The 11,918-nt window shown below is 67.2% G+C and carries 12 protein-coding genes and 1 pseudogene; 8 read left to right on the forward strand and 5 right to left on the reverse strand.

Annotated elements, in window-relative coordinates; genetic code table 11:
• The 3 genes from DUGA2_RS31925 to DUGA2_RS31935 form a co-directional block, all read right to left on the reverse strand.
• Positions 1–262, reverse strand: a 262-nt coding sequence (locus tag DUGA2_RS31925) for a zf-HC2 domain-containing protein (protein WP_210402615.1), incomplete at its 3' end; no start/stop codon positions are given.
• A complete protein-coding gene (locus tag DUGA2_RS31930; RefSeq protein ID WP_070273296.1) occupies positions 259–762 on the reverse strand; it encodes an RNA polymerase sigma factor in 504 nt (167 codons plus the stop codon). The genes DUGA2_RS31925 and DUGA2_RS31930, both read right to left, overlap by 4 nt.
• 8 nt (positions 763–770) lie before the next feature.
• Positions 771–1,139 (reverse strand): hypothetical protein, encoded by a 369-nt coding sequence (locus DUGA2_RS31935; RefSeq protein WP_070273297.1) that lies wholly within the window; start codon positions 1,137–1,139, stop codon positions 771–773.
• A 132-nt stretch (positions 1,140–1,271) separates the two neighbouring features.
• Between DUGA2_RS31935 and DUGA2_RS31940 the strand changes: the two genes are divergently transcribed.
• A complete protein-coding gene (locus tag DUGA2_RS31940; RefSeq protein WP_070273298.1) occupies positions 1,272–1,793 on the forward strand; it encodes a DUF4142 domain-containing protein in 522 nt (173 codons plus the stop codon).
• Between the two features lie 209 nt (positions 1,794–2,002).
• Positions 2,003–4,855 (forward strand): sensor domain-containing diguanylate cyclase, encoded by a 2,853-nt coding sequence (locus tag DUGA2_RS31945; RefSeq protein ID WP_070273306.1) that lies wholly within the window; start codon positions 2,003–2,005, stop codon positions 4,853–4,855.
• Between the two features lie 109 nt (positions 4,856–4,964).
• Here DUGA2_RS31945 and DUGA2_RS31950 read toward each other — a convergent pair whose 3' ends face one another.
• Positions 4,965–5,423: an OsmC family protein gene (locus tag DUGA2_RS31950; protein ID WP_070273299.1), complete on the reverse strand. Its 459-nt coding sequence runs from the start codon at positions 5,421–5,423 to the stop codon at positions 4,965–4,967.
• 82 nt (positions 5,424–5,505) lie between these two features.
• On the opposite strand from DUGA2_RS31950, the gene DUGA2_RS31955 reads away from it, so the two are divergent.
• From DUGA2_RS31955 to DUGA2_RS31975, 5 genes are all read left to right on the forward strand, one after another.
• Positions 5,506–6,063, forward strand: a complete 558-nt coding sequence (locus tag DUGA2_RS31955) for a DNA-3-methyladenine glycosylase I (protein WP_070273300.1) — start codon at positions 5,506–5,508, stop codon at positions 6,061–6,063.
• Positions 6,063–7,820 carry an FAD-dependent 5-carboxymethylaminomethyl-2-thiouridine(34) oxidoreductase MnmC gene (gene mnmC / locus DUGA2_RS31960; protein WP_070273301.1) on the forward strand — a complete coding sequence of 586 codons (1,758 nt, stop codon included), beginning with the start codon at positions 6,063–6,065 and terminating at the stop codon, positions 7,818–7,820. The genes DUGA2_RS31955 and mnmC overlap by 1 nt, the downstream gene beginning before the upstream one ends.
• A gap of 154 nt (positions 7,821–7,974) precedes the next feature.
• Entirely contained in the window at positions 7,975–8,709 is a 735-nt protein-coding gene (locus DUGA2_RS31965) for a sensor histidine kinase KdpD (RefSeq protein ID WP_070273302.1), read from the forward strand.
• Complete coding sequence (locus DUGA2_RS31970; protein ID WP_070273303.1) at positions 8,706–10,424, forward strand: tetratricopeptide repeat-containing response regulator; 1,719 nt, start codon at positions 8,706–8,708, stop codon at positions 10,422–10,424. The genes DUGA2_RS31965 and DUGA2_RS31970 overlap by 4 nt, the downstream gene beginning before the upstream one ends.
• Positions 10,425–10,590: 166 nt before the next feature.
• Complete coding sequence (locus DUGA2_RS31975) at positions 10,591–10,773, forward strand: hypothetical protein (protein ID WP_229214830.1); 183 nt, start codon at positions 10,591–10,593, stop codon at positions 10,771–10,773.
• Positions 10,774–10,795: 22 nt separating this feature from the next.
• On the opposite strand, the gene DUGA2_RS31980 is transcribed toward DUGA2_RS31975, so the two are convergent.
• Entirely contained in the window at positions 10,796–11,512 is a 717-nt protein-coding gene (locus DUGA2_RS31980; protein WP_229214831.1) for a PhaM family polyhydroxyalkanoate granule multifunctional regulatory protein, read from the reverse strand.
• Between the two features lie 158 nt (positions 11,513–11,670).
• Between DUGA2_RS31980 and DUGA2_RS31985 the strand changes: the two are divergent.
• Positions 11,671–11,918: pseudogene (locus DUGA2_RS31985) on the forward strand (DUF3108 domain-containing protein); the annotation flags it as partial.

An 11,918-nucleotide genomic window follows, 5' to 3' on the forward strand; every position in this document is an offset into this window, starting at 1 on the left:
GGCCCGGTGCGGACGCCGCCGCTGCCGGCGCGGAGGTTGATGTCGGCGCCGCCGCCGCTGCGGCCATGGCCGGCGGCACGGGCCGGGCCAGCAGCGGATCGAACAGCGCGTGCAGCGCCGCGTTCTGGCCGCGGTAGGCTTGCAGCCGCGCCATGTCGGCCGGGTGCTGCGCCAGATGGGCGTCGACCGCGCCGCGCCGTGCGGGCGGCAGGCGGCCGTCGACCCAGGCTTGCAGTTCGGCTTCGGTAACGGGGGTATTCATTTGACCACCTTGAGCGGGGAGGGTACAGGCTGGCCCAGCATGATCAGGCGCAGCCGCTCCCTGGCGCGGGACAGGCGCGACATCACCGTGCCCAGCGGAATATCGAGGGCGGCCGCCACCTCCTCGTAACGCAGGTCTTCCAGCGCCACCAGCAGCAGTACTTCGCGCTGCTCGGCCGGCAGCTGTTGCAGCGCGCGGTCCAGGTCGCGCAGGGCCAGGCCGCTGGCGGTGGTGTCGGCGCCGGCCAGCGGCAGCGCATCGTCGAGCGGCTCGGTGGCCAGCGCGGGACGGCGCAGCTGGTCCACGTGCAGATTGTGCATGATGCCGAACAGCCAGGCGCGCATGTCGCTGCCGCGCCGCCAGCTCGATAGCCGGTCCCAGCCGCGTTCGATGGTGTCCTGCACCAGGTCGTCGGCATCGGCGCGGCCGCCCAGCAGCGCCCGCGCGTAGCGGCGCAGGCGCGGGATGCAGGCGACCAGGCGCTCGTGCGCGTCTTGCATGGGCGCGCTTAGTCCTTGACCACGTGCCAGATGTCCTTGAAGTTGTCGCCGTTGCGCTCGCCCGGCTTGCTGTCCTTCTTGAACAGGTAGAGCGGCTTGCCCTGGTAGGCCAGCTGCTTGGCGCCGTCGGCGCGAGTGATCACCGAGTACGGCGCGGCCACGCTGGCCGGCGGCGCGACGGCCGGCCAGGCCTCGATGCACGGGCCGTTGCAGGCGCTGGCGCCGCTGCCGGCGGTGTCCTTGTCGAAGGTGTAGACGGTCATGCCAGCGGCATTGACCAGGATGCCGTCTTTTTTCATGACGTCGTCGGCACGGGCGGCGCCGCCCAGCAGCAGGGCGGCGGTGAGGCAGGAGGCGAAGCGGATTGCAGTATTCATGGCGAGGGTCCTTTACGGTCAGTGGAACGGCGGCGCGAACCGGCGTTGTAATTGCGTATACGTAAGGTACGACCGGATTATTCCCGCGACCGTAAAATAAATTTCCGATCATTGAATCCCGGGAGGCACAACATGAAGAACAAACTCATCTTCGCCGCCGGCCTGGCCGTCGCGGCCATGTCGCCATGCTACGCCCAAAACCTCAGCAAGGGCGATCAGCACATACTGGAGCAGCTGGCGCAGGCCAATATGGCGGAGGTCGCGGCCGGCAAGATCGCGCTGGACAAGGCCACCAGGCCGGAAGTGAAGAGTTTCGCCCAGCAGATGGTGGACGACCACACCAAGGGCTTGCAGGCGGTGCAGGATGTGGCGCGCAGCAAGAACGTCACGCTGCCGACCGAGCCGGACGCCAGGCACAGGAAAATGGCCGAGCGTCTGGGCGGCTTGAGCGGCGAAGCGTTCGACCAGGCTTACCTGAACAACGCCGGCGTGCACGACCACCGCGACGCCCACAAGCTGGTCGCGGAGGCGCGGAAAAAGGCCGGCGACGCCGACGTCAGGGCGCTGGCGGCCAAACTGCAGCCCACCGTGGACCAGCACTTGCAAACCGTGCAAGCAATGGTGGGCGGTAAAAACGCGCCGGCAAGGCAGTAAGGCAGCAGCGGGCGTATTCCTTTCAGGTAAAATAATTTCCAATGGGAACTAAAATCTCTTTGATTTCAGGGACTTAACAAGGGCTGCCAGGGCGGTCCGTAAACTGTGGAATAATGCTGAAACAGCGCATACATGCGCTAAGGCAATGGCGCCTGCCGCTTCGACCGGGAGCGGGTAGCACACGGTAAAAGGGAAGTTATTTGGTGAACATGTTTGCGCTCGATGAAGAGCTGGCGCGCTGGCAGGCGGAGTTGTCTGAAGCGCAAGGCTGGTCGCGCCTGCCGCTGCTGACGGCGCTTGCCTGGCATCTGCGCCAGCGCGAACCGCTGCGTGCGCAATCCCTGTCCGCCGACATCGCCGCGCTGCTGGACCAGCTGCCGCCATCCGAGGCGGCCGTGCAGCGCGCCCGCCTGCTGCTGATCGCCGCCGAGGCACAATGGCTCAGCGGCGAGCTCGATCATGCCGAATATCAGGCCGGCCTGGCCTTGCAACAGCTGGAGCTGGCGGACGATCTGCCGGCCGAGGCCAGCCTGGTGCACGCCGACGCCTGCTGGGTGCTGGCCTGGATCGCCAACGACCGCGGCGCCAGCAGCACCGGCGACCACTGGCTGGCGCAGGCCGCGCTGGCCGCCCGCGCCGGCGGCGACCCGGTGCGCGTCGACGTGATCGACGCCGCCTCCGGCATCTGCCACACTTTCAGCGACTGGAAAGCCGCGCAGCAGCGCTGGAGCAGCCGCTTCAGCGCCGATTTGAGCGGCGTGGCGCCGATCGCGGCCGGCTGGATCAGCGACTTCTTCGGCACCTGCGCCTTCCAGCGCAGCGACTACGGCCGCGCCATCGGCCACCTGATGCTCAGCTACGAAACCGCGCTGGCCACCGGGCAGATACGCCGCGCCATCATCGTCGCCACGAATATCGGCAACGGCTTCACCAGCCTGAACGCGCACGAAGCGGCGCTGGACTGGATGCAGCGCGGCCTCGACCTCGCGCGCCCGACCGGCTGGCCGCTGAGCATCGGCATGTGCCTGATGCAGACGGCGGAAACCCTGCGCCAGCTGGGCCAGCGCGAAGCGGCGCAAACGCTGCTGCGCGAAGCGTTGAACACGCTGGCGCCGTTGTCCGGATCGCGCGCCTACGCGGTGGCGCTGGAATACCAGGGCGACCTGGCGCTGGACCTGGGCAACCACGCGGCGGCGCTGGACAGCTTCACCCGCCTGGCCTCGCGCGGCGACGCGCTGGGCCAGACCGATTTCCAGAGCAGCGCGCGGCGCGGCCAGGCGCACGCGCTGTCGCACCTGGCGCGGCCCGAGGATGCGCTGGCCGCCGCGCAGAGCGCGCTGGCCCTGGCGCGCGAACATGCCGACGCCTCCAGCTGCATCGCCGCGCTCAATGTGCTGGCCGATATCCACACCCGCCACCAGCTGCCGCCGCCGGCCGAGATGCAGGCCGCCAATCCGGTGCTGCATTACTTGCAGCTGGCGCTGGAGACCGCCGCCACCATCGAAGGCTACACCGTGCCCGGCGCACTGCTCGACGCCACCGCGCGCGAGTACGCGGCCATCGGCGACCACGAACGCGCCTATGCGATCGCGCTGCAGGCCAGCGCCGCGCGCGACCAGACGCACAGCCAGCAAGCCACCAACCGCGCCATCGCGATGCAGGTGCAGTACCAGACCGAGCGCGCACAGACCGAGGGCGAGCATCACCGCCAGCTGGCGGCGGCCGAGGCGCAGCGCGCCGAAGTGCTGCAACAGACCAGCGCCACGCTGGAGCACCTGAGCGCCATCGGCCAGGAGATCACCGCCCACCTGGATGCGGCGGCGGTGTTCCGCGCGCTGGATCGCCACGTGCATGGCCTGCTCGACGCCACGCACTTTTCGGTGTTCCTGCTGGAGCCGGGCGAGGAATGGCTGGCCTGCGCCTTCGGCGTGGAAGCGGGCAAGCCGCTGCCGGCGGTGCGCGTGCCGCTGTCGGACCCGAACGCCAATTCGGCGCGCTGCATGCGCGAGCGGCGCGAGATCATGATCGAACTGGGCGAGGCCGATGTCACGCCCAACCTGATCCCCGGCACCTTGCCGACTTTGAGCCTGCTGTTTGCGCCGCTGCGCGTGGGCGAGCGTGTGCTGGGCGTGATGACGGTGCAGTCGCTGCTGGCGCGCGCGTATGGCGAGCGCGAACGGCTGATCTTCCGCACGCTGTGCGCCTACGGCGCGATCGCGCTCGACAACGCCAGCGCCTACCGCCAGGTGGCGGCGACGCTGAAGACGCTGAGCGCGACGCAAGAGCAGCTGCTGGAAAAAAACCTGGAACTGGAACGCGCCTACAAGGCACTGGAGGAAGTCAGCCTGACCGACCAGTTGACCGGCCTGCGCAACCGCCGCTTCTTCCTGCAGAACGTCGACGCCGATGTCGCCATGAGCCTGCGCGGCTACGACACCGGCCAGCACCGCCAGCTGACCGAGTGCGACCTGCTGGCGCCCAACGACCTGGTGTTCTTCATGGTCGACCTGGACCACTTCAAGGAAGTCAACGACCGCTACGGCCACGCGGCCGGCGATTCGATCCTGGTGCAGATGCAGGAGCGCCTGCGCGAGGTGTTCCGCGAATCGGATTATGTGATCCGCTGGGGCGGCGAGGAGTTCCTGGTGCTGGCGCGCGCCACGCATCGCGACGAGGCGCGGGTGGTGGCCGAGCGCATGCGCCGCGCCGTGGCCGACCGCGATTTCGAATTGCCGGACGGCGTGCGCTTGGCTAAGACCTGCTCGATCGGCTTTGCCTGCTTCCCCTTCCTGCCGGAGCAACCGCGTTTGCTGTCATGGTCGCAGGTGGTGGAGCTGGCGGACCAGGGGCTGTACATCGCCAAGCGCTCCGGCCGCAACGCGTGGGCGGCCGTGTACAGCACGGCGGCCACGCAGCCGGAGGGCATCTTCCCGCGCCTGATGCAGCAGCTGGATCAGGCTGTGGCGGATGGCGAAGTGCGCCTGGTCAGCAACCTGACCGGGCCGCTGGTGCTGGGCGGCGAACGCCGCCGCGTCGGCCTGTCCAGCGATCTGGAAACCTGAGGCCTCCGGGGGAGTATGTACATGGGGTAGGGCATCCCGCTCCTTGTGGAAAACCTGAGCGCAGAAAATTCCGCTACAGGCTTGAAGACGTCGCCTACTAGTTCAGCAATTACGGAGCTTCAACCACCACGTCGCAATTGAGCGTATTGGCGATGTAGCACTTGTCGTGCGCTTCGTGGTGGATGGCTTGCAGTTCCTCGACGCCCGGCGGCGCGGTGCCGGCGAAAGCGATCACCGGCCGCAGCGCGATGCGCGTCATCGCCATTTTCCCCGCAGCGTTCTTGCCCAATTCGCCGACAGCGTGATCGCGATAGCTGTCGACCGTGTGGCCGCGTTTGGCGGCGATCGACAGGAAGAACAGCATATGGCAGCTGGATGCCGCAGCCACCAGCGCTTCCTCAGGATCGACGGCGGCGGCGTCCGACATCGGCAGCGGCACCGACAGCGGCGACGAGGATGCCGGCACCGTTGCGCCGCCGTCGAAACTCCATGCGTGGCCGCGGCTGTAGCGCTGTCCCAAAAAATCCTGCCCGTTGCGCGTCCATTCAATCTTTGCTTCGAATTGCATGCGATGCTCCGTCGATGAGAGGGGCCTATATGATACCCCGCTGCTTGCTATACTACCGGCTTCTCCCTCATCCCTCCGAGCCATGACCAAGACGCGCTGCAGCTGGGCCAATCCCGCCAATCCTCTCTACCTTGAATATCACGACAAGGAATGGGGCGTGCCTTGCCACGACGAGCGCCGTCTGTTCGAGATGCTGAACCTGGAAGGCGCGCAGGCAGGCCTGAGCTGGGAGACGATACTCAACAAGCGCGAGAACTACCGCGCCGCCTTCGATCAATGGGATGCGGAGAAGATCGCGGCCTACGATGCGGACAAGGTGGCGTCGCTGCTCGCCAACGCCGGCATCGTGCGCAATCGCCTGAAGGTGGCGGCGGCGATCACCAACGCGCAGGCCTACCTGCGCCTGCGCGCCAGCGGCAGCACGCTGGATCAATGGCTGTGGGCTTACGTCGGCGGCAAGCCGCTGGTCGCCGGCAAGGGACCGCGTCCGGCCAAGACGGAGCTGTCGGACCGCATCTCCAAGGATCTGGCAAAGCTGGGGTTCAAGTTTGTCGGCTCGACCATCATTTACGCCTACATGCAGGGCATCGGCATGGTCGACGACCACGCGCCGGACTGCTTCTGCCGGGCGCGCAAGTGATGACGCGGCAGGTGGTGCTCGATACAGACTACGGCCACGGCGAGCGGTTCATGGATGCGTGGCGCGCGCTGCCGCCGCAAGGCGTTCTGCATTACCTTGCGGTGACGCCGCAGGTGCCGCCGGCCGGCACGGTCGCCGATGCCCAGCTGCGCGCCTTGTGGCCGTTGAATGTGCCGGGTTTCCACCGCATCCTGCTCGACGACGGCCGCGTCACGCTGGACCTGCTGGTCGGCGCGCTGGATGCGGTGCTGCCGCAGATCGTCGCACGGGTCGATGCATTCCATGTCGCGGCTTCGTCCCCGGCGTCGTTGGCGCGTGGCCTTGCCAAGCTGGCGGTGCTGGGCGCGACGTTGCATGTGCATGCGCCGGATGATGCGGCGGACGAAGCGCCGGACGAAGCGCTGGTGTGGGCGCTGACCGCGGCAGGTTTCGCCTGCAAGGCCGTCGAAGGCACGCATGACGTCAGCGCGGTCTACCAAAGCCGCAAGCCGCAACCGGAAGCGCCGCCCGCGCCTGTACGTCGCGCAATCGTGATCGGCGCCGGCTTGGCCGGTTCCTCGGCCAGCCATCGCCTGTGCGCCAACGGCTGGCAGGTGACGCTGATCGAACGCCACGCCTCGCCGGCGCAGGAAGCGTCCGGCAATCTGGCCGGCATCTTCATGCCGCTGCTGTCCAAGGACGACAACATCCCCACGCGCCTGAGCCGCGCCGCCTACACCTTCGCTCTAAGAGAGTGGCGACGGCTTGGCGGCGTTGGGCAGGCGTTCGACGGCGCCAGCTGCGGCGTGCTGCAACTGGCGCGTGACGCCGACCATGCGAAGGTGCAGCAGGACGTGGTGACGGCCTGGGATTATCCGCAGCAGTACGTGCGCTGGCTGGAAGCCGATGCCGCCAGCGAACTGCTGGGCGGCCCCACGCCGCACGGCGGCTGGTTGTTCGAGCAGGGCGGGTGGGCGCGTCCCGCGTCGCTGTGCGAGGCCATGCTCGATGCATGCGGCCAGCGTTTGCAGCGCGTGTTCGCCGCCGAGGCGCTGGACCTGCAACGCGTGGACGGCGAATGGCAGGTGCGCGGCGCCGATGGCGCACTGATCGCGCAGGCGCCGACGGTGGTGCTGGCAAACGGCACCGGCGCCGTCAACATCGCGCAGGCGGCCGAGCTGCCGCTGTCCCGGCTGCGCGGCCAGGTTACACATTTGTCCGTGCCGGAGCACGCCCACGCCCACGCAGGCGCGGACGGCGCGGGCGGCGTCCACGCGCCATCGCCACCAGCGCCGCCGCTGCTGCCGCTGGTGGTCTGCCGCGAAGCCTACGTCACGCCGCCATCCAAGGGCATCGTCTGCGCGGGCGCCACCTACGACAACGACGACGATCCGCAACTGCGCGCCGACAGCCAGCTGGAAAACCTGACCCGCCTCGCCGAGATCGTGCCGGGCGACGACGTCGCCGCGCTGGCCGCCACCGCGCCGCTGGCGGGCCGCGTCGGCTTCCGCTGCGCCGCTCCCGACCGCCTGCCGCTGGCGGGCGCGCTGCCCGACTACCCGTCCGCCGGCCGCCTCGAACGCCTGCGCGACGTGCCGCGCCATCCCGGCCTGCATGGCCTGCTGGGCTACGCCTCGCGAGGCCTGATCTGGGCGCCGCTGATGGCCGAGTTGCTGGTCTCCCAGCTGGAAAACACCCCGCCGCCGCTGGAGGCGATGCTGGTCGACGCGCTCGATCCCGGCCGCTTCCTGCTCAAACAGCGCCGCCGCAGCCAATAAGCCGCCCCGCCGCCGCACGCCCGCCGTTGCGTCCGCGCAAACGCGGTGCGGCCGGCCGCCAGTCTGGCGTTGGCGCTGCCATATTCAACAGGATATAATGCGCCACTAACAACAATCACTATCGCGCCAGGCGCCGTCCATGGAGAACCGAACGATGGATGAAGAAGATGCGCAGCACCACCAGGGTTCGCCGGAGCTGTTCATGTTCCTGGCGTCGACCGTGCATGACATGAAGAATTCGATCGGCGTCCTCAATGGCACGCTGGAGAATCTGCTGGCCGCGGCGCCGGCCTCGCCGGAGCAGCCCAAACATGCCGACTACGCCCCGCTGGCGCAAATGCTGTACCAGACCAAACGCCTCAACGACAACCTGATCCAGCTGCTCGCCCTGTACAAGGACGTCGGCAAGCCGGGCTACCCCTTCGACCCTGCCGCCTGCCGCGTCAGCGAATTGGTCGAGCAGGTGGCGGGGCAGGCGCGCACGCTGCTGCACTCGCGCGGCATCGCGCTCGATCTCGATTTCCCGCAGGAGGCCATCTGGACGCTGGATGAAGACCTGATCATCGGTGTGCTGGTCCACGCCATCAACAACGCCATCCGCTACACGCGCGACCGACTGCGGCTGGCGATACGCGTCGATGGCGATTATCTCGAACTGCGCGTCGAAGACAATGGCGACGGCTTCCCTCCGGCCATGCTGGAAGCGGGCGCCAGCGCCATGGACGGCCGGCGCAGCGGCGTCAACTTCCTCAACAACAGCAGCGGCCTCGGTCTCTACTTCTCCAGCGAAGTGGCGAAGATGCACAAGCACCGCCAGCGCGGCGGCAGCATCGCGCTGGAAAACGGCGGCGTGTTGGGCGGCGGCTGTTTCATCCTGCGCCTGCCATGAGCGGCGTCGAAGCAATCGCCTCCGCGGCGGACGGCGCCGTCGACTGGGCCGAGAAGCACTACCTGCTGGTCGATGACTTCATCGGCATCCGCCAGCTGCTGCGCGAATCGCTGCGCAATCTCGGCGCCAAGCATATCGACCAGGCTTCCAGCGGCGGCGAGGCCATGATGCTGCTGTCGAAGACCCGCTACGACGTGGTGCTGTGCGATTACAACCTCGGCGACGGCAAGAACGGCCAGCAGGTGCTGGAGGAGGCGCGCATCCGCAACCTGGTACTGCCGAGCAGCGTGTGGCTGATGGTCTCCGCCGAAAAAAGCGTGGAGTCGGTGATGGGCGCGGCCGAGCATCAGCCGGACGCCTACATCATCAAGCCGATCACCGAAGGCGTGCTGCTGACGCGCCTGAACCGCGTGTGGAACAAGAAGCAGATCTTCCGCGAAATCGACCAGGCCTTCGCCGACAAGGATTACCTGCGCGCGGCCCGCCTGTGCGACGAGCAGATCGCCCACAACCCGCTGCACGAGGTCGACCTGCAGCGCATGAAGGCCACGCTGATGCTCAAGAGCGGCGAGCCGGAACTGGCGCGCAAGGTGTACGAGCATGTGCTGGAGGAGCGCGACTACAACTGGGCGCGCTGCGGCCTGGCCAAGATCCTGATGAACAACGGCGAACTCGATGCGGCGCTGACGATGTTCCAGGCGGTGATCGCCGACAACCGCTTCTACATCGACGCCTTCGACCAGCTGGCCAAGACCTTCCAGTTGCAGGGCAAGACCGAGGAAGCCTTCGGCGTGCTGGAGAAGGCCGCCAAGCTGTCGCCCAATTCGGTGCCGCGCCAACGCTCGCTGGGCCAGACCGCGCTCAAGCTGGGCAACATCCCGGTGGCGGAGAAGGCCTTCCGCAAATGCATAGAGATCGGCGAGTACTCGGTGATGAAGACGGTCGACGCCTTCTTCGGCCTGGCGCGCGTGTGCGCGCAAAAGAACGACACCAAGGAAGCCATACGCCTGTTGAACGCGGCGGTGCACCAGTTCGGCGGCGACCAGGTCGAGCTGCGCGCCAAGATCACCGAGGGCCTGGTCTATCACGAGACCGGCGACTACCGGCGCGCGCGCAAGTCCGGCGACGAGCTGGAGGCGATGCTGGCCGACGAAACCAAACAGCGGCCGGACACCGAGACTTGTCTCGACATGGCGACGCTGCTGTTCGCGGTCGGCGTCAAGGAGGCGCCGGTGGGCCTGCTGTGCTACGTCACCCGCAACAACCACGACAACGCGCCGCTGCTGGACGACGTGCAGAAGATCTTCGACAAGGCGCGCATGACCGACGAAGGCATGGAGCTGATCAAGGCTTCGCGCAAGGAAGCGGCGGACATGATGAACAAGGGCGTGCTGCTGTGGAAGACCGGTAAGCTGATCGAGGCGGTCGAGTGGATGCGGGTGGCGCGCAAGGCGCTGCCGCACAATATGCGCATCCTGTTCAATTCAGCGCAGATCCTGATCTCGCAATTGCAGCAGACCGGCTATGTGCGCGAACTGGCGGACGAGGCGATCGCGGTGCTGATGCATGTCGACGCCATCGCGCCGGGACAGCAGCGCTTCGCCCAGCTGATGGAACAGCTGGCGTTGCTGGCGCCGATGTCGGGCGTGGTGGCCGCTGCCGCCGCCACCGAGTACGAGGCGGCCAACGGCGCCGTCCCCGATCCGCGCGAGTGACGGATCAGCGCAACAGCGGGGCCGGCGACGGCCTTGTTTCGGGGACGGCAAATGATTACACTGAATTTCGGCGCGGCCCCGGCTGCGCCTTGATTCGCTGTCAATATTGAGGGCAAATAAAGGGCACTAAAATATGCGCGATATCGCAAAAGAAGTTTATACAAAAATGAAAGTCGGCAGCGTGGCGTGGATACGTCCGGTCGCTGCCAAGGGCGACACCCTGGATAGTTTTCAGTCCGCGCACGACAGCGCCAGGCAGCTCGAAGAAGAGGGTTTGATCGATATCGAGAAAGTGCAGCGTCAGGCCGACGGCCTGATTGACGCCATCCGCATCCAGCGGCTGGCGTAGCAATCGTAGTCGCCGGCGACGGCTAGTTGACGGCCGGCTTGGCCTTGGCCGGAGCGGCGCGTTTTTTGGCTGGCGCTTTCTTCGGCGCCGCGGCCGGCGTGGCCGCCGGTGCCGGTTTGGCCTTGGCGGCCGGCGGCGTGGCGGCTGTCGCGAACTTGGCCGCCGTATCGCTGGCGCGCGCGGCGGCGCTGGCCATCATCGATTCGGACGCCATCGCCGTCGACACGGCCTGCTTGAACTGATCCTGCAGCATATTCCACCAGACCGCCGGATTGGCCATTTGCGCGGCTGCCGTATCGGCGGCCGGCTTGGCCGACGCCGTCGCATCCGGCTTGGCTGCAGCCGCTTCGGCCGGTGCGGCGGCCGGCGCAGGTGCCGGCGCCGCGGCCTTGTCCTTGTCCTTGTCTTTGTCCTTATCCGCTTCGCGGGCGTGGTGGAAGAAGGCCGACGCGTACGGATTGGCGTCGAAGATGGATTTGTGGTCGCTGCTGTGCGGCTGGTTGACCGCGGCCGCCAGGCTGGCGCCGACCGACTTGAGCGTGGCGATGGTCCCGCGCTGCACTTCCAGCGCCTGGATGCTACCGCGCAGCATGCTCATGTTGAGGTTCAGCCAGGTCTCGACGGCTTTCAGGTCGCTGATCTTCTTGTCCAGCTCTTCCACCGACAGCGTGGGCGCCGTCAGCCCGGGCACGCTCATGCTGCCCCACAGGTTTTTGACGAAATCCAGCGTATCCGTCATCACTGCTGCACCTGGTATGTTTGGCATTTGCGTGTGGGCCATGGAAGTCTCCTATAGGAATATCGACCAGCGTAGCAGATAAAGGCGCGTGCTTCAAAAGATTTTGACAACATTGCGACGCCGGCGCGGACTCTGGCCGAACACGTTAAACTAGCGCCATGAGCTTAAGCACCCATCTATTCCAACGCCGCCGCCTGCTGCTATTGTGCGCGGCCACGCTGGCGCTGCATTACCTGGCGATCGATTGGGTGGGCGGCCGGCTCGCGGCGCAGACGCACCGGCCGTCGCCGCTGCCGCCGTCGTTGATGACTGCCCAGCTGCGGCTGGCGCTGCCCAAGCATGTGGACACGCCGCCTGCGGCCGAGGTACAGCCTTTGCCGGCAGCGGCCAAGCCGGCGCCCAAGCC

The sequence above is a fragment of the Duganella sp. HH101 genome (assembly GCF_001758795.1).
GTDB classification, from domain to species: Bacteria; Pseudomonadota; Gammaproteobacteria; order Burkholderiales; family Burkholderiaceae_D; genus Rugamonas; species Rugamonas rivuli.

What these genes read in the sequence shown, in the direction of transcription:
- DUGA2_RS31930 (WP_070273296.1), bottom strand. Translation starts at nt 762, where the DNA reads ATGCAAGACGCGCACGAGCGCCTGGTCGCCTGCATCCCGCGCCTGCGC.
- DUGA2_RS31935 (WP_070273297.1), bottom strand. Translation starts at nt 1,139, where the DNA reads ATGAATACTGCAATCCGCTTCGCCTCCTGCCTCACCGCCGCCCTGCTG.
- DUGA2_RS31940 (WP_070273298.1), top strand. Translation starts at nt 1,272, where the DNA reads ATGAAGAACAAACTCATCTTCGCCGCCGGCCTGGCCGTCGCGGCCATG.
- DUGA2_RS31945 (WP_070273306.1), top strand. Translation starts at nt 2,003, where the DNA reads ATGTTTGCGCTCGATGAAGAGCTGGCGCGCTGGCAGGCGGAGTTGTCT.
- DUGA2_RS31950 (WP_070273299.1), bottom strand. Translation starts at nt 5,423, where the DNA reads ATGCAATTCGAAGCAAAGATTGAATGGACGCGCAACGGGCAGGATTTT.
- DUGA2_RS31955 (WP_070273300.1), top strand. Translation starts at nt 5,506, where the DNA reads ATGACCAAGACGCGCTGCAGCTGGGCCAATCCCGCCAATCCTCTCTAC.
- mnmC (WP_070273301.1), top strand. Translation starts at nt 6,063, where the DNA reads ATGACGCGGCAGGTGGTGCTCGATACAGACTACGGCCACGGCGAGCGG.
- DUGA2_RS31965 (WP_070273302.1), top strand. Translation starts at nt 7,975, where the DNA reads ATGGATGAAGAAGATGCGCAGCACCACCAGGGTTCGCCGGAGCTGTTC.
- DUGA2_RS31970 (WP_070273303.1), top strand. Translation starts at nt 8,706, where the DNA reads ATGAGCGGCGTCGAAGCAATCGCCTCCGCGGCGGACGGCGCCGTCGAC.
- DUGA2_RS31975 (WP_229214830.1), top strand. Translation starts at nt 10,591, where the DNA reads ATGAAAGTCGGCAGCGTGGCGTGGATACGTCCGGTCGCTGCCAAGGGC.
- DUGA2_RS31980 (WP_229214831.1), bottom strand. Translation starts at nt 11,512, where the DNA reads ATGACGGATACGCTGGATTTCGTCAAAAACCTGTGGGGCAGCATGAGC.